18 protein-coding genes and 4 pseudogenes are annotated in these 18,947 nt (G+C 71.2%); 14 read left to right on the top strand and 8 right to left on the bottom strand.

What is annotated here, in order from left to right; genetic code table 11:
- Positions 1-14 precede the first annotated feature (14 nt).
- From AQJ91_RS45525 to tgmB, 6 genes are all read left to right on the top strand, one after another.
- Positions 15-1,379: an FAD-dependent oxidoreductase gene (locus tag AQJ91_RS45525; protein ID WP_067035324.1), complete on the top strand. Its 1,365-nt coding sequence runs from the start codon at positions 15-17 to the stop codon at positions 1,377-1,379.
- Positions 1,380-1,723: 344 nt separating this feature from the next.
- Positions 1,724-2,218, top strand: a complete 495-nt coding sequence (locus tag AQJ91_RS45520; protein WP_067035321.1) for a lamin tail domain-containing protein — start codon at positions 1,724-1,726, stop codon at positions 2,216-2,218.
- 210 nt (positions 2,219-2,428) lie between these two features.
- Positions 2,429-3,586 carry a hypothetical protein gene (locus tag AQJ91_RS45515; RefSeq protein ID WP_067035318.1) on the top strand — a complete coding sequence of 386 codons (1,158 nt, stop codon included), beginning with the start codon at positions 2,429-2,431 and terminating at the stop codon, positions 3,584-3,586.
- 103 nt (positions 3,587-3,689) lie between these two features.
- Positions 3,690-3,974: a YkvA family protein gene (locus AQJ91_RS45510; RefSeq protein ID WP_067035315.1), complete on the top strand. Its 285-nt coding sequence runs from the start codon at positions 3,690-3,692 to the stop codon at positions 3,972-3,974.
- A 132-nt stretch (positions 3,975-4,106) separates the two neighbouring features.
- Positions 4,107-4,298: a putative ATP-grasp-modified RiPP gene (gene tgmA, locus AQJ91_RS45505; RefSeq protein WP_067035312.1), complete on the top strand. Its 192-nt coding sequence runs from the start codon at positions 4,107-4,109 to the stop codon at positions 4,296-4,298.
- Between the two features lie 16 nt (positions 4,299-4,314).
- Entirely contained in the window at positions 4,315-5,289 is a 975-nt protein-coding gene (gene tgmB / locus AQJ91_RS45500) for an ATP-grasp ribosomal peptide maturase (RefSeq protein WP_067035310.1), read from the top strand.
- A gap of 10 nt (positions 5,290-5,299) precedes the next feature.
- On the opposite strand, the gene AQJ91_RS56990 is transcribed toward tgmB, so the two are convergent.
- Both AQJ91_RS56990 and AQJ91_RS56985 read right to left on the bottom strand, forming a co-directional pair.
- The gene (locus AQJ91_RS56990; protein WP_079085691.1) at positions 5,300-5,527 is read right to left on the bottom strand and encodes a hypothetical protein; all 228 of its coding nucleotides are present in this window, start codon (positions 5,525-5,527) and stop codon (positions 5,300-5,302) included.
- A gap of 153 nt (positions 5,528-5,680) precedes the next feature.
- A pseudogene (locus tag AQJ91_RS56985) lies at positions 5,681-5,910 on the bottom strand (hypothetical protein); the annotation flags it as partial.
- A gap of 118 nt (positions 5,911-6,028) precedes the next feature.
- On the opposite strand from AQJ91_RS56985, the pseudogene AQJ91_RS51375 reads away from it, so the two are divergent.
- Positions 6,029-6,725 (top strand): annotated as a pseudogene (locus tag AQJ91_RS51375) (GlxA family transcriptional regulator); the annotation flags it as partial.
- Positions 6,726-6,730: 5 nt separating this feature from the next.
- Here the strand turns inward: AQJ91_RS51375 and AQJ91_RS45485 are convergent.
- The gene (locus AQJ91_RS45485; RefSeq protein ID WP_067035305.1) at positions 6,731-8,497 is read right to left on the bottom strand and encodes an ABC transporter ATP-binding protein; all 1,767 of its coding nucleotides are present in this window, start codon (positions 8,495-8,497) and stop codon (positions 6,731-6,733) included.
- Between the two features lie 86 nt (positions 8,498-8,583).
- Positions 8,584-9,441: an aldo/keto reductase gene (locus AQJ91_RS45480; RefSeq protein WP_067035302.1), complete on the bottom strand. Its 858-nt coding sequence runs from the start codon at positions 9,439-9,441 to the stop codon at positions 8,584-8,586.
- Positions 9,442-9,690: 249 nt separating this feature from the next.
- On the opposite strand from AQJ91_RS45480, the gene AQJ91_RS45475 reads away from it, so the two are divergent.
- Complete coding sequence (locus AQJ91_RS45475; RefSeq protein WP_067035299.1) at positions 9,691-10,578, top strand: Gfo/Idh/MocA family protein; 888 nt, start codon at positions 9,691-9,693, stop codon at positions 10,576-10,578.
- 49 nt (positions 10,579-10,627) lie between these two features.
- Positions 10,628-10,990 carry a hypothetical protein gene (locus AQJ91_RS45470; protein ID WP_199848199.1) on the top strand — a complete coding sequence of 121 codons (363 nt, stop codon included), beginning with the start codon at positions 10,628-10,630 and terminating at the stop codon, positions 10,988-10,990.
- A 23-nt stretch (positions 10,991-11,013) separates the two neighbouring features.
- Here the strand turns inward: AQJ91_RS45470 and AQJ91_RS56980 are convergent.
- A pseudogene (locus AQJ91_RS56980) lies at positions 11,014-11,259 on the bottom strand (hypothetical protein); the annotation flags it as partial.
- Here AQJ91_RS56980 and AQJ91_RS54185 point away from each other — a divergent pair.
- Complete coding sequence (locus AQJ91_RS54185) at positions 11,143-11,424, top strand: hypothetical protein (RefSeq protein WP_159054809.1); 282 nt, start codon at positions 11,143-11,145, stop codon at positions 11,422-11,424. The pseudogene AQJ91_RS56980 and the gene AQJ91_RS54185 sit on opposite strands and share 117 nt — an antisense overlap.
- Here the strand turns inward: AQJ91_RS54185 and AQJ91_RS45460 are convergent.
- Positions 11,421-12,326, bottom strand: a complete 906-nt coding sequence (locus AQJ91_RS45460) for a GNAT family N-acetyltransferase (protein WP_067035293.1) — start codon at positions 12,324-12,326, stop codon at positions 11,421-11,423. The two genes, AQJ91_RS54185 and AQJ91_RS45460, sit on opposite strands and share 4 nt — an antisense overlap.
- Positions 12,327-12,799: 473 nt before the next feature.
- Here AQJ91_RS45460 and AQJ91_RS45455 point away from each other — a divergent pair, with 473 nt between their 5' ends.
- Positions 12,800-13,993 carry a glycoside hydrolase family 64 protein gene (locus AQJ91_RS45455; RefSeq protein ID WP_067035290.1) on the top strand — a complete coding sequence of 398 codons (1,194 nt, stop codon included), beginning with the start codon at positions 12,800-12,802 and terminating at the stop codon, positions 13,991-13,993.
- 78 nt (positions 13,994-14,071) lie between these two features.
- Here the strand turns inward: AQJ91_RS45455 and AQJ91_RS45450 are convergent.
- Positions 14,072-16,261, bottom strand: a pseudogene (locus tag AQJ91_RS45450) (MMPL family transporter).
- Between the two features lie 296 nt (positions 16,262-16,557).
- Here AQJ91_RS45450 and AQJ91_RS45445 point away from each other — a divergent pair.
- Positions 16,558-16,764: a hypothetical protein gene (locus AQJ91_RS45445; protein ID WP_067035287.1), complete on the top strand. Its 207-nt coding sequence runs from the start codon at positions 16,558-16,560 to the stop codon at positions 16,762-16,764.
- 162 nt (positions 16,765-16,926) lie between these two features.
- On the opposite strand, the gene AQJ91_RS45440 is transcribed toward AQJ91_RS45445, so the two are convergent.
- On the bottom strand, positions 16,927-18,057 hold the full coding sequence (locus AQJ91_RS45440) for a sulfite oxidase (RefSeq protein ID WP_067035284.1): 1,131 nt from the start codon (positions 18,055-18,057) through the stop codon (positions 16,927-16,929).
- 45 nt (positions 18,058-18,102) lie between these two features.
- Here AQJ91_RS45440 and AQJ91_RS45435 point away from each other — a divergent pair, with 45 nt between their 5' ends.
- The gene (locus AQJ91_RS45435) at positions 18,103-18,426 is read left to right on the top strand and encodes an ArsR/SmtB family transcription factor (RefSeq protein ID WP_067035281.1); all 324 of its coding nucleotides are present in this window, start codon (positions 18,103-18,105) and stop codon (positions 18,424-18,426) included.
- Positions 18,427-18,439: 13 nt separating this feature from the next.
- Positions 18,440-18,934, top strand: coding sequence for a hypothetical protein (locus tag AQJ91_RS45430; RefSeq protein WP_067035279.1), 495 nt, complete (start codon positions 18,440-18,442; stop codon positions 18,932-18,934).
- Positions 18,935-18,947: the final 13 nt, after the last annotated feature.

Here is an 18,947-nt window from a genome sequence, read left to right as displayed (position 1 = left end):
AAGGGAACCTGATCATGCCCCGCCCCCTGCGGGTAGCCATTGTCGGAGCCGGCCCTGCCGGGATCTACGCCGCCGATGCACTGCTCAAGTCCGATGTGGCCGCCGACCCGGGTGTGTCCATCGACATCTTCGAGCGGATGCCGGCACCGTTCGGACTGATCCGTTACGGCGTCGCCCCCGACCACCCCCGCATCAAGGGCATCATCACCGCCCTCCACCAGGTCCTCGACAAGCCGCAGATCCGGCTCTTCGGCAACGTCGACTACCCGACCGACCTCAGCCTGGACGACCTGCGCGCGTTCTACGACGGCGTGATCTTCTCCACAGGCGCCACGGCCGACCGGGCGCTGCCGATCCCCGGCATCGAGCTCGACGGCTCGTACGGCGCGGCGGACTTCGTCTCCTGGTACGACGGTCACCCGGACGTGCCGCGCACCTGGCCGCTGGAGGCGGAGAAGGTCGCCGTCCTCGGTGTCGGCAACGTCGCGCTGGACGTGGCCCGCATCCTGGCCAAGACGGCGGACGAGCTGCTGCCGACGGAGATCCCGCCGAACGTCCACGACGGCCTGAAGGCCAACAAGGCCGTGGAGATCCACGTGTTCGGCCGGCGCGGCCCGGCGCAGGCGAAGTTCAGCCCGATGGAGCTGCGCGAGCTGGATCACTCCCCCAACATCGAGGTCATCGTCGACCCCGAGGACATCGACTACGACGAGGGCTCGATCGAGACCCGGCGCGGCAACAAGCAGGCCGACATGGTCGCCAAGACCCTGGAGAACTGGGCGATCCGCGACGTCGGCGACCGACAGCACAAGCTGTTCCTGCACTTCTTCGAGTCGCCGACCGAGATCCTCGGCGAGGACGGCAAGGTCGTCGGCCTGCGCACCGAGCGCACCACCCTCGACGGCACCGGCAACGTCAAGGGCACCGGCGAGTTCAAGGACTGGGACGTCACCGCGATCTACCGCGCCGTCGGCTATCTCTCCGACAAACTCCCCAAGCTGCCCTGGGACATCGAGTCGGGCACCGTCCCGGACGAGGGCGGCCGGGTCGTCCAGGAGTCCGGCGAGCACCTCCAGTCGACGTACGTCACCGGCTGGATCCGGCGCGGCCCGGTGGGCCTGATCGGCCACACCAAGGGCGACGCCAACGAGACGGTGTCCAACCTGCTGGCCGACTTCGCCAACGGCCGTCTGCAGACGCCGGCTTCGCCCGAACCGGAGGCCGTGCAGGCGTTCCTCGAGGAGCGCGACATCCGGTTCACCACCTGGGACGGCTGGTACAAGCTGGACGCCGCCGAGAAGGCGCTCGGCGAGCCGGAGGGCCGTGAGCGTGTGAAGATCGTCGAGCGTGAGGACATGCTCAAGGCGAGCGGCGCGTAAGGCGCAAGGGCCCGAACGGGGCCTTGCTCTGCGGGGGCCGGGGATTCCCCGGCCCCCGCAGAGTGCTGCGAGGGGCGCCAACCTGCCGTACCGGAGCGCTACTTGCCGATACCCCGGCAACCTCTACCTCGACCGGCTCGAGAACACCTCGCTGACCCGGCAGATCAGCTCCGTCATCGCGGAGTTCCGCGACGACCTGACACGCCAGCGGCCTCCGCGGGCGTATCCGCACTGACCGGGACACACCTCCCCCGCCGTGATTTCGGTGAAGCGGCCCCAGCGGCCGAATGTGTTGTATACGCTCCAGATCCTTCACAGAACATCCACATTGGGGGGACGTTTCCATGCGTATACGCCTTGTCACCACATCGGCCGCCGCGGCGGGGGCGCTGGCCGTGCTGACCGCGATACCGGCCCAGGCCACCGAGTACTCGTCCGCGCTGAAGATCCGCGGGATCCAGTACGACGCGCCCGGCCGTGACTCCAACAACTGCACCACCGGCAACACCTACAAGGAGTTCCTGACGATCAAGAACTACTCGTCCCGCTACACGGTCAACCTCAAGGGCTATGTCGTGAAGGACGCCGCGGGCAACCGGTTCACCTTCACGGCGAACCACTACCTGCAGCCCGGCGACTATGTGAAGCTCCGGGGCGGCAACGGCAGCGACTCCGACAGATACAACGTCGTGTACCGCGACAACTGCAACTTCCTCTGGAACAACGACAAGGACTCGATCTACCTGTACAAGCCCTCCGGGGCCGGGGCCGACTCGCACGCGTACACCAAGAGCCGCAACGACGCGGACGGGAACGGCTACATCACCTACCACGGGTGAGTGACGTGAGCAGGACCCGCCCCAATGCGGATGGCGGGCGGGTCCTGCTCACCGAGTCATTCTCTTGACCGGGCGCGGTGCGGGCCACGGGTGAAGGGGCGTGGGCCGACGCGGACGGATCACACCCCGTGTGCGGACCCCGCCCGATCCCCGGCGAACCGGGGCGGCGATACTGGTACGAGCACACATCCCCGCCCTTCAGATGGACTCATGCTCAGCTCCCGCACCGTCTGCGCCACCACCACTCCCCCCACCGTGTGGCTCGCCCGCGGCCGTCATGCCGGGCCCGCCGCGGAAGTCGACGTCCGGCTCAGTCTGCGTCGGCTCAAGGACCGTCACGCCATCGACGACTGGCAGGAAGCGCCCGGGACCGAAGGCGTCGCGGAACAGATCTTCGAGGCCCGCTGGCGGGTCGACCAGACGGTGACCGTGCGTGCCCGGCTGACCGTCGCGCACCATGCGGGCGACGGTCAGGACTGGGTCCTGGCGGCGGAGGCGGAGGCTCCGTGGGACGTGCGGTGGCCGTCGCCCGCCGCGATGTTCTGGCCGCAGGAGCCGGACGCAGGCTGGGACCACGCGGCCGTCACCGGGCTGAGGCTCCGGGAGCTCAACAGCCTGCCCGTGGACGACAAGGCCGTACGGCGGGTGCTCAAGGACTCCGCACAGGACGGCTGGAGCATCCATGTCGTCGTCCACGAGGCGATGACCACCGACGAACGCGGCCGGGTGCCGCTGGCGGACCTGCTGCCGCCGGGGCTGCGGCACCGAGTGGTCGAGCACCGTGCCGTGCCCAGCCAACTGCGCGTCGTGAACTGGGCCCTGCGGGACTTCGACGTACAGGTGCCGCGCGGCGGGGCCGCCGTACTGCCCGGGACGCCGGTCCCCGACGGCTATGACGCGCAGGGCTTCGCCGTACGCAGCGTCTTCCTTGACGGTTCGGAGCCGGCCGAACTCATCGACGCCGTGACCCGGTTCGCCGCGCTGCCGCGGCCGCTGCCGGACGGCGCGGAGGGCGCCGTCACAGCGCTGCGCGAGCGGTGGGGGCTGCTGACGCTCCAGGAGGAGCTCGACCGCGAGCGCAAGCTGGTGGCCATGTACTCCGAGGCGCTCGATGCGATGACGAAGTCCCGGGACCTGTACCGGGAGGCCGCCGAGCAGGCCCACGAGGCGCTGGCCGCCTACCGCGAGTCCGCCGGCACGGTCCCCGAGAAGCAGCAGCCGTCCGGCGCCCAGCCGTCGTCGCCGCTCCAGCAGCTGACCCGGACCCTGGAACGCCTCAAGGGCTCCGCCAAGTCCCGCCGGACCGCCTCCGCCACGGGTGACACGGAGAAGGCAACCGACGGGCGGCCGGAGACGTCCGAAGGCTAGGACTGCCGGCTACGCCTGTTGCCTCCGTCACGCCATGCGGGCGGCTCGGCCGGGAATCTCTTAGGAGACGGGGTCGCCCGACGCAGGGAAGGAGGCGAGGGCCTTGGACTCGACCACCGTGGTCGTCGTCGGCGCCGCGGTCATCGCGGCCGGTGTGCTCGCCATGGCCGTGGGCGTGTTCGTGCGGCTGGTCCGGACGCGGCGCGAGCTGCGGCGGGCCGGGCTGCCGACGGGGCCGCGCTGGGTCTTCTGGGGCGCCCTGCTGTATTTCGTGCTGCCGACCGACCTGGTGCCCGATCCCGTGTACCTCGACGACATCGGTGTCCTCCTGCTCGCGCTGCGTACTCTGCGCCGCACACCGGACGGCGGGCAGCAAAAGCTCCCTTGACTACGGAGCGTGAGGCAACCATTCACCCGTTCGATTCGTATAAGTCAGTGGAAGCCGAGCGATGTCGGCGGACCAAGCGACGCCGTCAGGTGACCATCGCTTGATCGGAGCAGCACAGGCGAGGGAGAGACGATGCAACCGTTCGCGCTCAACTACGCACGTCCGGCAGCGGAGTCGGAGGCCACCGCTGCGTACGTCTACGATTCCGGGCTGCAGTTGAACGTGCTCCTCGACGGGCGGATCGCCGCCTGCGACCACTCCCTGATACGGGAGCTGGGGACCACGACGTCGACGGCGGGCTCGAAGACCCACTTCGACGACTGAACGCGGACCGCCGACGATGACGGTGTTGATTCTGACCGGCGAAGAGGACGTGACGGCGGACATGGTGGTCGTGCATCTCAACGCCTCCGGCGTGCCGGTGGTGCGCCTGGATCCCGCCGATCTGCCCGGTGGGGTCGCCCTGTCCGGCGAGTACGTGCACGGCTCCTTCCGCGGGCACCTGTCGTCGGGGGGCCGACTGGTGAGCATCGAGGGGCTGCGGTCCGTGTGGGTGCGCAGGCCGGGCACGCCGGCCGCGCGGGCGGCCATGCCGTCCGCCTGGCTGACCGAGGAGTCCGCGCAGGCGCTCTACGGCATGCTGCGCGGCTGCGGCGCCCGCTGGATGAACCATCCCGACGCGGCCCGCCGGGCCCGCCACAAGCCGTGGCAGCTGCGGCTCGCCCAGCGCTGCGGACTGCCCGTGCCGGCCACGCTGATCACGACGTTCCCGCAGGCCGCCCAGGAGTTCGCGGAGCGCTACCCGGACCTGGTGGTCAAGCCGGTGTCCGGCGCGCACCCGCAGGATCCGCCGCGAGCGGTGCCGACCAGCCGGGTGGCGCCGGACGCGGACTTCTCCGCCGTCGCGTTCGGCCCCACGCTGCTGCAACGGCGCATAGCCAAGCGAGCCGACATCCGCCTCACCGTCGTGGGCGACCGGATGCTCGCCGCCCGCAAGGAGTGCGACCCCGAGAGCGAGGTGGACGTCCGCTTCGCGGTGTCCGACGCGCCGTGGCGTCCCGTCGACATGCCGCCGCGCACCGCCGAGAGGGTCCGCTCGTACGTCCGAACGGCCGACCTCGCCTACGGTGCTTTCGACTTCGCGGAGGACGCCGACGGGACGTGGTGGTTCCTGGAGTGCAACCAGTCGGGACAGTTCGGCTTCGTGGAGGTGGAGACCGGTCAGCCGATCGCCCGCGGCATCGCCGAGTGGCTCGCCCAGCCCGCCGCGCGGCGGCAGGCGCGTGTCAACGGCGCGAACACGGCGGTTCCCTGACCGGCCGGGGTCAGTGTGGCGGTGGGCCGGGCAGTAGAGCATTGCGCTGCTGCCAGGTGGGCGGGGCCGGGGGCGGCGGCCCCGGTCGCCCGGGAGGCTGGGCGTGGCCCATGCCCTGCAGGGGCTGCATGACGAATTCCAGTTCCCTCCTGATGCGTTCGGCCTCCCTGCGCGCCTGGGTGGGGATGTCGCCGCGTTCCGCGATGAGTCGGTCGTAAATGGGGGAATCCTGGAACACCCGTCAACGCGCCTTTCCTGTAGTGGCCCATACGCATGGGCCCAGCTGTCGAGTCTAGGCGCCCGCACACACTGGGGTGCGAATTACCCCGGAGGGCTTGACGGGGGCGGAGTGAAGGGTTCGGCCCCGGCGAGGCGTCGTATGCCGCGCTCGGGCGCCTGTGATCGAGCCGGGCCGGACGATCATCAGGACGGTGACGGTCGCCCACAGGAGGTTGAAGGTGACGGTGAACATGGCGAGTTGAGCCGTGGCGGAGCGCTCCACGGGCCGCTGGGCGGTCAGGTCCCCGAGGGGTTCGTCCTGGCGGGGCAGGACGAAGGCGACCTGGATGCCGGCTCCGCGGCGGTCAGGGCGATGGACGTGATGAGCCCGCCGCTGCCGACGGCAGATGCGGTGCAGGAGCTGGACCGTGCTCACCGGGGTGGGGCGCGCAGCTCACGTCAGGGATCTTTCAGGTGAGCGCACCGGGGCTGAAACGACAGGTTCCAACGGGTTCTCGCCATCCGGATGTGCGCCGAGTCGCCGGAGGTACGGGCGGGCGGCTTCGGCCTGCGGATCGACCGGGGGCTCGACGCCGTGGCGGACGCCGACACGCACTGGATGGCCACCGATGAGCTCGCGAGCGGTTTCCGCGGGTCCGGGTGGAGCCGGACGTGCTGTACGTCGACAGTAAGCAGATCCTCACCTCGGCCGGGGCCGCCGCCGGGCTGGACATGTGCTGCACATGATCCTGCGGGACCTGGGCTCGGCGGTCGCCGCGCACTCCGCCCGCATGGCCGTCGTACCGCTGGAACGGTAGGGCGGGCAGGCCCAGTTCATCGTGCACGAGCATCCGCCGGTGCTGCGGGGCTCGGCACTGGGGCCGCTGCCGGAGTGGGTCGAGGCCAATCTGGCCGGTGAGATCACCCTGGGGGCGAAGGCGGCGCGGGCGGGGATGAGCGAGCGGACCCTCACCCGCCGGTTCCGTGAGCAGACGGGCAGCACGCCGTTGCGGTGGCTGCTGCGGGCGCGGGCGCGGCGGACCCAGTATCTGCTGGAGCACAGCGACCACACGGTCGAACGGATCGCCCGGCAGGCGGGGTTCGGCTCGCCGACCGCCTTCCGGAAACGGTTCCGCCGGGTGCTGGGCACCACGCCGTATGCCCACCGGTCCACGTTCCGGGGAAGGCGGCGGTCCCGGCGGTCCGTTCCTGACTGACTTCGTCAGGCGGCCTGGCCGCTGTTCAGAGCCGTGTATGCCCCGCCGCGGCGCAGCAGTTCCTCGTGGGTGCCGATCTCCTGGATACGGCCGTCGCCCATCACCACGATCCGGTCCGCGCCCCGCACGGTGGACAGCCGGTGGGCCACCACGAACGTGGTGCGGCCGTGCAGCAGCCGGGAGAGGGCCTGCTGGACGAGGGCCTCCGACTGGGTGTCCAGCGCCGACGTCGCCTCGTCCAGGACCAGCACCCTCGGGTCGCGGATCAGGGCGCGGGCGATGGCGAGGCGCTGGCGCTGGCCGCCGGACAGTCGGGCGCCGCGTTCGCCGACGACGGTGTCGAGGCCCTGCGGCAGCCGGTCGACGAACTCCAGCGCGTTGGCGTCGCGCAGTGCGGCGCGCACGGTCTCCTCGTCGGCGTCGTCCATGCCGTAGGCGACGTTCTCGCGGATGGTGCCGTCGAAGAGGATCGACTCCTGCGGCACGACCGAGAGGAACCGCCGGTAGGTGCGCAGATCGAGGCTGTTCATGTCGGTGCCGTCGAGCAGCAGCCGACCCGAGGTGGGGCGGATGAAGCCGATGACGAGGTTGAGGACGGTGGACTTGCCGGCGCCGGACGCACCGACCAGGGCGATGGTCTCGCCGGGTGCGACGGACAGGCTGAAGTCGCGTACGGCGGGGCGCCCGCTGTCGTAGGCGTGGCCGACGTTCTGGAAGGTGACCGCGCCGCGCAGCGAGGTGAGTTCGGTCTTGCCCTCGTTGTCCTCCAGTTCGGGGGCCTGGAGGACCTCGCCCACGGAGCGGACGGACTCGAGGCCCTTGGTGATGACGGGGGCCAGTCCCGCCAGTGTGGTCGTGGAGTTGGTGAGCGTGGTCAGGAACGCGCTGAGCATCACGACGTCGCCGGCGGTGACGCCCCAGACGCCGTAGTACGAGATCAGGGCCGCGCCGGCCAGGACCAGTACGCCGACCACGTTGAGGACGACCCAGGCCAGCGAGCCGAAGCGGCCGTTGACCAGGTCGAGGCGCATACCGGAGGTGAGCAGGCGGTGCAGGGTGCCGTCCATGCGGCGCAGCGCCTTGCCCTCCAGGCCGTGGGCGCGGGTGACCGGGATGAGGCGGGTCATCTCCGTCACCCGGGAGGACAGGGTCTCGACCTCGTGGCGGAAGTGTTCGTTGTGGGTGCGCAGCCGGGCCCTGAGTCGGGCGACGACGAGCGCGGCGGCGGGCACGACGATCAGGAAGACGGGCAGGAACTCCGGTGTGCGGATGCCGATGATGACGAGGCCGCCGACCAGGACGGTGCCCGCGCCGAGCCCGGTCTCCGCGGTCTGCTGCACCATCTGCTCGACGGTCTCCACGTCCCGTACGACCTTGGCCTGCAGGACGCCCGCGCTGACGCGGGAGTGGTAGCCGATGGAGAGCTGCTGCATGCGGGTGCACAGCGCGGAGCGCAGGGTGGTGCCCATGCGGCGCACGCTGCCGTACAGGAGGCGTACGTAGAGCAGGTGCAGGGGGTAGTTGACCAGCAGGATCAGCATGATCACGCCGGTGCTCAGCCAGAGTCTGGAGATCGGCTGGTGCTGGACGACGGTGTCGATGATGGCCGCGGTGATCAGCGGCAGCAGCCAGACGGGGCTGTGCTTGACGGTGAAGACGCCGACCGCCACGGCCAGGCGGCGGCGGTCGGCGCGGAGCAGGTAGGCGAGGGTGCGGACGGGGTGTTCGCCCCGGTAGCGGTGGTCGAGCGGTCTTTCCAACGAGGACGCCATCGGCGTGGTCCCTTTTCAGTCTCTGGGTGACTAGCAAGCGCTTTCTCCCCAGGCCGGCGGGGACTACACCTGCGGCGTGCGTCGGGTCAGACCGCGTCCAGTTCCGCGAGTTCGCCGGCCGTGAGGCCGAGGCCGGCCGCGGCGACCGAGTCGCGGATCGTCTCGGGGCGGCTGGCGCCGGGGATCGGCACGACGACCGGTGACTTGGCGAGCATCCAGGCCAGGCACACGCGCTGCGGGCTCACGCCGTGGGCCTCGGCGACGCGCGCGAACGGGGCGTAGGCGGAGCCGAGTTCACGGGCCCGGGAGATCCCGCCGAGCGGGCTCCACGGCAGGAACGCGATGCCGAGCTCGTCGCACAGGCGCAGTTCCGGCTCGCTGGAGCGGAAGGCCGGGGAGAACTGGTTCTGCACGGAGACCAGTCGCCCGCCGAGGATCTCGCCGGCCTGCCGGATCTGGTCGCGGTTCGCGTTGGAGATGCCCGCCATGCGGATCTTGCCCTCGTCGAGCAGGTCCCGTACGGCGCCGACGGACTCGGCGTACGGCACCCTCGGGTCGGGGCGGTGGAACTGGTAGAGCCCGATGGCCTCCACGCCGAGCCGGCGCAGGGACGCCTCGCAGGCCGCCTTGAGGTGGGCGGGGCTGCCGTCGAGGGTCCAGCTGCCGTCACCGGGGCGCAGGTGGCCGCCCTTGGTGGCGACCAGGACGTCGGCGCCCCGCTCGTGGGAGGCGAGGGCCTTGGCGATCAGGGTCTCGTTGTGGCCGACCTCGTCGGCGTCCCGGTGGTAGGCATCCGCGGTGTCGATGAGGGTGACGCCGGCGTCGAGCGCGGCGTAGATGGTGGCTAGGGAACGCGCCTCGTCCGGGCGTCCCTCGATGGACATGGGCATCGCGCCCAGGCCGATCGCGCTGACCTCGATGTCACCGATGCGGCGGGTGTGCATGGTCTGTGACCTCTTTCGGCTGGCCTGGGGGGGGATGGATCGTGGAGGGCCGGACCCGTTCCAGCGTGGTTGTGCGGTGGCCAAAGGTCCAATAGAAGAAAGAGAACGCATTCAGCAGCCCGGCAACTGAATCCCGGCGGTCCGGCCGGGCCGGCAACCGGGCTGTTCGCCTGCACAGTCGGTGTGACACGCTCTGCTGCGGCCGGGCCACGTGGAACCGGCCGTTCTGCGGCGTGGAGAGGCGGCGGCATGCGCATCGGACTGCTCGGCACCGGACCCTGGGCACAGATGGCGCATGCCCCTGCCCTGAGCCGGCACGGCGAGCTGGACTTCGCCGGGGTGTGGGGCCGTCGCCCGGAGGCCGCCAAGGAGCTGGCGGATCGGTTCGGCACGCAGGTCTACGACGACGCCGACGCGCTGTTCGCCGACGTGGACGCGGTCGCCGTGGCGCTGCCGCCGGACGTGCAGGCGGAGCTGGCGGTACGGGCCGCGCGGGCGGGTTGTCATCTGCTGCTGGACAAGCCGCTCGCACCGACGGTCGGGCAGGGGCGGGCGGTGGTCGAGGCGGTCGCGGCGGCCGGGGTCGCCTCGGTCGTGTTCTTCACGACGCGTTTCCAGCCCGAGACGGAGGCGTGGATCGCCGAACAGGCGGGCGTGGCGGGCTGGTTCACGGGGCGGGCGCAGTGGCTCGGGTCGGTGTTCCGGAGCGACAGTCCGTTCGCGGCCTCGCCGTGGCGGCGGGAGAAGGGCGCGCTGTGGGACATGGGCCCGCACGCCCTGTCCATACTGCTGCCCGTGCTGGGGGACGCCGGGCGGGTGACGGCGGCCGTGCGCGGTCCCGGGGACACCGTCCATCTGGTCCTCGATCACGCCGGGGGCGCGTCGAGCACCCTGGCGTTGAGCCTCACCGCGCCGCCCGCGGCGGCGGGCGCGGCGGTCGAACTGCGCGGCGAGGCCGGGGTGACGCTCCTGCCCGAGAGCTCCGCCGGCGCGGTGCCCGCCCTCGTACGGGCCGCGGACGCCCTGCTGGCCGCCGCGCGCACCGGACGCCCGCATCCGTGCGACGCGTCGTTCGCGCTGCGGGTCACCGAGATCCTCGCCGATGCCGAAGCCCTGTTGGACGAGGGGTCCGGCTGAGCCGGGCGCGACATGCCGACCGCCATGGCAACGCCAGACGCCGAGGTCCGTGGACCGGTCCTGCCCTGCGCGGCTGACCGCGCTGCTCGACGCGGGCCAGTGGCGCCATCCCGGTGATGCGGAACTGGCCAGGCTGATCCCGTGGTTCGAAGACCCGCTCGACTTCCTGACCCATACGGAGGGGATGCGGCGAGGGTCCCGGGCGCTGGACATGTTCGCCGACGATCCGCGCTCCTCCGAGCTGTTCCGCACCGTGCGGGGCAGCGGCCGGCGGGCTCCCGTCGAACTGCCCTGGCTGGACGTCGAGCAGGCGGTGCTCGTCGCGGTGAACCGCATGCCCGGTGACGACGTGGCCCTCGCCCTCCCCCGCTCACCGGCGTCGATGAGGAGCCGCCGATTCCCTGCGACCTGATCCGCCGGACAGGCCTGGACACGCCATCGGAACCACGCCCGGTCGCCCTCGATGTGCAGCAGGAAGTCGGGCACCGGGCCGTCCGGCGAGGTCAGCGAGACGCGGCGTCCGATCTCGTCGTAGGCCGCCTCCCATGCCTCCCAGTGCTCCTCGTGATCCAGCTCCAGCAGGGCCAGTTCGCGGGCGAAGAGGTCGCGGACCCCGTCGTATCCGGGGCCGGGAGTGAAGTGGCCCGACAGCCAGGGGAAGTCGGCGTCGTCGATCAGGATCTCCCCGATCCGTACGTCGCCGCTGTCCACGTGCCAGATGCCGCCGTCGAACCCCACGCTCCGCCTCCGTCGCCGCTGTCGATCACCGCGTCGACCAGCTTGCCACCCGGCACTGACAAGCGGCCCGGCCCCGATACCGGGCCGGACCGCCTCTGGGTGTCCTAGCCCTCGCTCTCCTTGCCGGGGGCACGGAAGTTGACGCGTTCGTGGACGACCGGGTAGCCGGCCTTGGCGAAGTTCGCGGCCATGGGGAAGTTGCCCTGGTCCGTGCCCGCCGCGATGAACTCCGCGCCCTGTTCGACCAGGAAGTGGGTGCACTCGGTCAGCAGGTCGTAGGCGTAGCCGTGGCCGCGCTGTTCGGGCAGGACCCCGATGAAGCCGATGCACGGGCCGGACGGATTGTGCGCCGGGATGTGGATGCCCACGGGCTCGCCCTCACGGGTGTGCGCGACCTGCCACCACTCCCGTGGGGAGGGGCACCAGTGGAAGAAGTCGAGTTCTTCCTGGGCGGCCCGGTCGAGGCCGCCCTCCTCGATGTCCCGCAGTGCGTGGGCGTCCAGGGTGACGGAGTGGATGCGGCGCAGCGCGTCGAAGAACACCGCGTCGTCCGGTTCGGGGCTGAACAGCAGGCGGCCGGGGCGCTCCGGCAGTCCGTGCTCCGGCGTCCAGCGGTACAGGAAGCGTTCCACCAGGAGTTCGTAGCCGGCCGCCCGGGCGGCGGCGAAGCGGGTTTCGGCGGCGGTGACCAGGCCGGCGTGGTCGCGCCAGCCACCGGGCAGGTTGATCTCGAGTTCGACCTGCCACAGGGCGGTGCGCAGGAGTTCGGCGCCCGCCTCCTCCTCGCCCTCGGCGACGTCGAACCAGTTGACGTTGACGGGCTCGGTGTCGTCGGGGCCGCCCCACCAGGCGCCGCGCGCGACGACCTCGCCGTCGCGCAGGGCCACCCGCTTCCAGTCGGTGCGGTGGCGGGTACGCCGGTGCGTTTCGCGGGCGCCGAGCGGGTCGGGGTGTGCGTGGAAAAGCTGTGCGTCGCTCGCGTCGAGCGCGCGGATGACCAGATCGGTCATGGAGATTCCTCCGGGATGCATGCTGTGAGAAGCGCTCCCGGTCAGACGTGGCACGCCGGGGCAACGGCGAGGGAGCGCGGGAAAGGTGTGAACTGCACGGCACTCGCCTCCTTCCGTCGGTCTCGGGGCGTGGGGTCACACGCTACGTGGTCTCCGGCGGGAGCGTCCACGGGAATTCCGAGGCTCCGGCCACCGGCTCGTCCGGCCGGCTGGGAGCGCTCTCTTCGAAGGGATGGGGCTTGAGGACGCCTTAGGTGAGGGTTAAGGGGGTGTGCCTATTTGATGGTTGTTCAAGTTACCGCAGTTCAGGGGGACTTGGGGTCAGGTGCAGACCTATTGGAACCTCCGGGGAGCGTGCGTAGCATCGGGGCCCGTCGGTGGCGGCGCCACGCGTCTGAGAGCGCTCTCACAATGTCGCTCGCCTGTCCGACACTGCCCCAGTACCCGCACAAGTACTCCGGGAGGCCCCCCACATGACACCCCGTCACCAGCGCAGCAGCCTCAGCCGTCGCACGCTTCTCATCACCTTGGGCGGGGCGGTGGTGGCCGCGCCCGCCGTCGCCGCCGTCGCTCCGTACGCCCTCGCGGACACCACCGCGGCAGCCGGTCCCCTCCCGTTGACGATCGCCAACGGGAGCGGCTCCTTCGACAACGCGAACGTGCACGTCTACATCGTGGGAAACGTGGACGGCCGCCAGGTGCGTGTCACGCCGGACGGCGCCCTCGCGCCGGTCGCCCTGGCGGACAACGGTGCCGACGGGTTCGCCGACTACGCGATCGGTCTGGCCGGAAGCGGCGAGACGCGGCTTTCGCTCCCCCACATGTCCGGCCGGATCTACGTCTCCCTCGGCCAGAAGCTGAAGTTCAAGGTCGTGACCGACGGCAACGGCAACACCGCGCTGCAGTACCCGGCCGGCTGGGTGACATCCGACCCCAACTACCAAGTGCTGCACGACTGCGCCGAGTTCACGTACAACGCGGCGGGCATGTTCTGCAACACGACCATGGTCGACATGTTCAGCGTGCCGCTGAGCATCCGGCTGACCGGCGCCAAGGACCAGACGACGGGCACGCTGCGGACCGGCGGGCGGGCGGCCGCGTTCGCCGCCGTGCGGCAGGTCGAGGAGTTCGCGCCGCTGGTGGTGGCGGACACGCGCATCATCGCCCCGGGGCACGGCCTGGACGCCGGTCTGTTCGCCAAGGACTACTTCGCGCCGTACATCGACGAGGTGTGGAGCACCTACACCGGGCGCGATCTCACCGTCACGACCAACGCCGGTACGTTCACCGGCCGGGTGCGCGGTGACCGGTTCGCCTTCGACGGGCCCGCGCAGGTCTCCTTCGCCAAGCCGTCGACGCGGGACGTGCTGTTCTGCGACGGCAACCTGGCCGCGCCCAACGACGGGACGACCGGGCCCGTCGCCGCGGTGCTCGGCGCCGGGTTCAACCGCTCGACGCTGCTCAGCCATCCCGCTCAGCCGACGACCGACGCCGGGACCTTCTACCGGACCGGCCTCACCAACCACTACGCCCGGGCGATGCACACGGCCACCGCCGACGGCAGGGCGTACGGCTTCGCCTTCGACGACGTAGCCGACTTCGCCTCGTACATCCAGGACACGGCGCCCACGGGGATCCGGCTGACGCTGACGCCCTTCGCGGGCTGACGCCGACGGGCGCGGCGGCGGCACCCGGCGCAGTGTGCCGTGGTGCCGCCGCCGCGGCACCGGCTGTCGGCGACGGGCTCAGGGGGCTCGTTCCCGCTCCCGCTGCTCCCGACGGCCGGTGGGCTTCTGCTCCTCCCCCTCGGCGTCGATGTGCGGGAGGATCCGGTCGAGCAGACGGGGTGTCCACCAGGCGTGCCGGCCCAGCAGGGTCATCACCGCGGGCACCATGAGCAGGCGTACGACGGTGGCGTCGATGAGCACGCTGACGGCCGGGCCCAGCCCGAGCATCTTGACCACGATGTTGTCGCTGACGATGAAGGCGGCGAAGACGCTCACCATGATCAGTGCCGCGCAGGTGATGACGCGCGCCGTGATCTCCAGGGCGTGGGCGACGGAGGCCTTGGCGTCTCCGGTGCGCAGCCAGGCCTCGTGTACACGGGAGAGCAGGAAGATCTCGTAGTCCATGCTCAGCCCGAAGATGATCGCGAACATCATCATCGGGACGTAGCTCTCGATGGGCACCGTGCCGGAGACGCCCAGCGCGGGTCCGCCCCAGCCCCATTGGAAGACGGCGACGACGCCGTAGGAGGCCACGATCGTCAGCACGTTGAGGACCGCCGCCTTGACGGCGACGAGCAAACCCCGGAAGACGGCCAGGATGATCAGGAAGGCCAGGGCGACCACGACGCCGATGATGAGCGGCAGCCGGCTCGCGACGATGTCGCGGAAGTCGACCTGGGCTGCCGTCGTCCCGGTGACGTAGGTCTTCGCGTCCGTGCCGGAGACCGCGTCGGGCAGCGTGTCGTCGACCAGACGGTTCGTCAGGTCCGTGGTGGCGGCGCTCTGCGGGGACTCCTTCGAGTAGACCGTGGCGAGCAGGACGTCGCCGTCCTTCGTGGGCGTCAGCGGGGTGACGGTGGACGCGCCGGGCACGGCGTCGAGGGTCTTCTGCGTCTGTGCGGCGAGGGAGGAGCGTGCGGAGTCCGGTACGGCGGTCTGGTCGATGACGACGGTGAGGGGCCGTTGGAGCCAGGACCGAAGGCGTCGGTCATCAGGTCGTAGGCCCGCCGGTCGGTGAACGACGTGGGATCGGCGCCGTCGCCGATGTGGCCGAGTTGCAGGGAGACGACCGGGATGGCGAGGACGACGACGGTCGTGACGCCTGCGGCCAGGTAGCGCCACGGCCGCCGCGCCACCCGCTGTGCGTAGCGGTGCCAGGTTCCCTGGATCTCGGCGCCCGGGGCGGCGTCGGTCTCGGCGACGGGGTGGCGCAGCCGGTAGCGGTCGATCCTGGTGCCGATCAGGCCCAACAGGGCCGGGACCAGGGTCAGCGCTCCCGCGACGGCGGAGACGACCGTCACGGCGGCGGCGATCCCGAGTTTGCCGATGAAGCTCACTCCGGACGCGTACAGACCCAGGAGAGCGATGATCACCGTGCAGCCGGAGACGAGCACCGCGCGGCCGCTGGTGGCGGCGGCCTGGCCCGCGGAGCGCACCGGATCCAGGCCGTCCATGAGCTTCTGCCGGTGACGGGTGATCAGGAACAGGGCGTAGTCGATGCCGACGCCGAGGCCGATCATCGTGGCCAGGGTCGGTGAGACCGTGGCGAAGGGTGAACGCGGCGGCGAGCAGACCGAGGCAGGCGAGTCCGCCGATCACGCCGATCACGCCGATCAGGGCGGTCAGCAGGGGGATGCCGGCGGCGATCACGCTGCCGAAGCCGATGAGCAGGACGACGATCGCGACCCCGAAGCCGATCATTTCGCTCACCCGGTCGTCGGCGGCCGGGCGGGCCAGTTCGCCGAGCCGTCCGCCGTACTCGACGTCGGCGCCGGCGGCCCGCAACGGCTGTACGGCGTCGTCGACTCCGTCGAGGTAGGCGTCTCCGAGAGTCGACGGCTGTTCGTCGAAGCGGACGGTGACGTAGCCCGTCTTTCCGTCGGAGGACAACGGGCCGACGCTCGGGGAGGCCGACGAGCCGGTGCCGGCCAACGGGTTCTGGACGGACAGGACATGGGGCAGCTTCTGCAGGTCGCCGACCATGGTGGACATCTGCGAGCTCAGCGACGTCAGCGATTTCTGCCCGTCGTGCAGGACGATCTGGCTGCTGTAACCGCCCGCGGCGGGATCGTGCCGCTCCAGGACGTCCAGGCCCTGCTGTGACTGTGCGTCGGGCAGGGTGAAGTTGTCCGAGTAGTCGCCGCCGGAGGAGCGGTTGAGGGCCTGCAGGGCGACCAGGGCGACGAGCCAGGCCACAATGACGATCACGAAGTGCCGGGTGCACCATTCCCCGAGGTGCCGCAGTCCCCCTGGGGCGACAGTCCCCGTCCCCCGGCGCTGCTTCGTTTGGGTGGCATAGGCCTGGTCTCTCCTGTCGGCCGAGACGTGCGATATGCCCCAATTAGACGCCCGGACGATCATCGCGTCATCTCGGGCCCGGAGCCGCGGAGGACCGGCGGTCGGCGCTTCCGGATGCAGGGTGGGCTCCCGCGTTGAATGGTGATAACAGACCCGATGACCGCACCGGGTCCGTAGAAGCGATCCGGATCCGAGGAGCAGAGATCATGCCGACGTCACAGCCCGACGTGTCCGGGCCGTCCGAGGAGCGCACCACCCCGGACGCCCTGCTCCACGCCCGCACCGGCACCGATGTGTCACCGGAGGATGTGGTGCTTGCCTCAGGCAAGGACATCACGCCGCGCAACCTCGAATGGGCCAGGCGCAAGCTGGAGGCGGAGGGGCCCGCCGCCCTGGACAAGCTGCTGCCCTAGGTGTTCTGTCCAGCCTCACCGGCAGCCCGCCGGCCGGGGGGCCTGGCACGCCCTCCCCCATCGCCCCCGGCTCACCCGCGTCGATGGGGGACCGCCGATTCCCCGCGGCCTGATCCGCCGGACAGGCCCAAGTCGTTCCGGGTCCGGTGCCGGCCGGGCCCCTCACTCCGCCGCGTCGCCGTCCAGGCACAGCACCGGCACCCGCTGCACGAGGTTGTTGGCGAAGCCGCCGCGGTTCCAGGGCTGCTCCAGTGGCTGGGTGTGCCCCTCGGCGTCGGTGGCCCGGGCGCTCAGCACGTACTCGCCCGGCGTCGCGGTCCAGGTGCAGCGCCAGCGGCGCCATGCCCACCGGTGTCCGTCGTCCGGCGCCAGCTCGGCCTCCTGCCAGGTGTCCCCCGCGTCCGTGCTGACCTCGGCCCGCGTCACCGGCGCCCGGCCCGACCAGGCGCGTCCTTCCAGAGTCACCGGTCCGGGCCGGACCACCCGGGCGCGGGACATGAAGTCCGGGAATCCGGGCGGGACCAGCAGGGCACGCGGCGCGATCCGGGTGACCGGCTCGCCCTCGTCCTCGGGGTGCCGGCGGAGCCGGTAGGCCACGGCCTGCTGGAAGCCGGTGAACGGTACGTCGGTGACGGTGATGTCGCGCAGCCACTTCACGTGCGCCATGCCGTACCAGCCGGGCACGACGAGCCGCAGCGGGTGACCGTGCTGCGGGGGCAGCGGGGCGCCGTTCATCGCGTACGCCACCAGCACCTCGGGCTCGCTGCCCGTGGCGACGGCGGCGGGCAGGGCGCGCTGGTAGTCCTGTTCGACGCCGCGCTCCACCCCGTGGTCGGCGCCGGTGAAGACCACGTCTACGGCGTCCGCCTCGACGCCGGCCTCGGCGAGCAGCAGCCGTAGCGGTACGCCGGTCCACTCGGCGGTGCCGACGGCCTCGACCAGCCACGGCTGGCTGACCGGCCTTGGGGTGAGCAGGGCCCGGCCGTTGCCCGCGCACTCCAGCGTGACCCGGGTGGTGACCTGCGGGAACGTGCGCAGGTCGGCCAGGTCCAGGCGCAGCGGGTGGCGAACCCGGCCCACGATGGACAGGCGCCAGGGCTCGTCCTCGGGGACGTACGGGATGTCGTAGTGCGTCAGGACGTAGTGCAGGCCGGGCGGGGTGAGGTCGTAGCGCAGGGCCTCGAGGGGCAGGCCGTGGTTGCGGGTGGCGAGCGCCAGTTCGTCCCGGCCGATGCCCTCGTCGGGGGCGGCGAGCCGGGCCGGTGTGCTCGCGTCGGCGAGTCGGTGACCCATGCCCGCATTATCCCGCCGTTCGGCGCATTGTCCTGAGGTGACGCGCTGGCCGACCCGACGCGACGCCGGCTGCTCGATCTGCTCGCCGCGCAGGGTGAGGCCACCGCCACGACGCTCGCCGAACGGCTTCCCGTCTCGCGGCAGGCGGTCGTCAAGCACCTCGCCGTCCTGGACGCCGCCGGGCTGGTGTCCGGCGGCCGGGTCGGACGCGAGGTGCGGTACGCGGTGCGGCCCGCCGCGCTGGACACGACGGCACGGTGGATGGCCTCGCTCGCGGCCGACTGGGACCGGCGGCTGGCGCACATCAAACGCGTCGCCGAGGCGGCGGAGGCAGCGGAGCGGGACGCGCATCCGGCACCCCCCGACTGAAGGGAAGCACGCGATGGACACGACCGAACTGCACAGCGCCTACGACAGGTTGCTCGATGCGGCGGCCGTCCCCGGCCTCGGCGACGCGGCGGACGGAGGATGGAACGCCGACCAGATCCTGGCGCACATCCTCAGCGTCGACGCCTCGGTCGCAGCGGTCGCTCTGGGGGTCGTCGCCGGCTCGCGGCCCACCTTCGACAACCGGATCTGCCTCGACACCTGGAACCTCGGCCGGATCATCGCCGAGCACTCGGACCGGGCGGAGCTGATCGACCATGTCCGGGGCCAGGCCACCATCCTGTGCGACATCGCCGACCAGCTCAGCGAGCAGGCCGCCGCGGTTCTGGTGCCGTCGCTCCTCCTGTCCCACGACGCGCTCGTACTGGACCAGCCGGTTCCGCTGGCCGGCCTCGTCGACGGCCTCGCCGAGGACCACGTACCCGCGCACACGCGACAGCTCCTCGAGCTTCGTGTCGCCGTACCCGGACACGCCGCCGCTCGCCGCTGATAGGCAGTGGAGA

Origin of the sequence: Streptomyces dysideae (assembly GCF_001514305.1) — a bacterium.
In the GTDB taxonomy this organism is placed as follows: domain Bacteria; phylum Actinomycetota; class Actinomycetes; order Streptomycetales; family Streptomycetaceae; genus Streptomyces; species Streptomyces dysideae.
This window is presented reverse-complemented; position numbering and strand designations above follow the sequence as displayed.

Coding starts and splice junctions, on each gene's coding strand:
- AQJ91_RS45485 (WP_067035305.1), bottom strand. CDS start 8,497: ATGGCGTCCTCGTTGGAAAGACCGCTCGACCACCGCTACCGGGGCGAA.
- AQJ91_RS45520 (WP_067035321.1), top strand. CDS start 1,724: ATGCGTATACGCCTTGTCACCACATCGGCCGCCGCGGCGGGGGCGCTG.
- tgmA (WP_067035312.1), top strand. CDS start 4,107: ATGCAACCGTTCGCGCTCAACTACGCACGTCCGGCAGCGGAGTCGGAG.
- AQJ91_RS45455 (WP_067035290.1), top strand. CDS start 12,800: ATGACACCCCGTCACCAGCGCAGCAGCCTCAGCCGTCGCACGCTTCTC.
- AQJ91_RS45445 (WP_067035287.1), top strand. CDS start 16,558: ATGCCGACGTCACAGCCCGACGTGTCCGGGCCGTCCGAGGAGCGCACC.
- AQJ91_RS45430 (WP_067035279.1), top strand. CDS start 18,440: ATGGACACGACCGAACTGCACAGCGCCTACGACAGGTTGCTCGATGCG.
- AQJ91_RS45460 (WP_067035293.1), bottom strand. CDS start 12,326: ATGACCGATCTGGTCATCCGCGCGCTCGACGCGAGCGACGCACAGCTT.
- AQJ91_RS45480 (WP_067035302.1), bottom strand. CDS start 9,441: ATGCACACCCGCCGCATCGGTGACATCGAGGTCAGCGCGATCGGCCTG.
- AQJ91_RS45440 (WP_067035284.1), bottom strand. CDS start 18,057: ATGGGTCACCGACTCGCCGACGCGAGCACACCGGCCCGGCTCGCCGCC.
- tgmB (WP_067035310.1), top strand. CDS start 4,315: ATGACGGTGTTGATTCTGACCGGCGAAGAGGACGTGACGGCGGACATG.
- AQJ91_RS45525 (WP_067035324.1), top strand. CDS start 15: ATGCCCCGCCCCCTGCGGGTAGCCATTGTCGGAGCCGGCCCTGCCGGG.
- AQJ91_RS45475 (WP_067035299.1), top strand. CDS start 9,691: ATGCGCATCGGACTGCTCGGCACCGGACCCTGGGCACAGATGGCGCAT.
- AQJ91_RS45515 (WP_067035318.1), top strand. CDS start 2,429: ATGCTCAGCTCCCGCACCGTCTGCGCCACCACCACTCCCCCCACCGTG.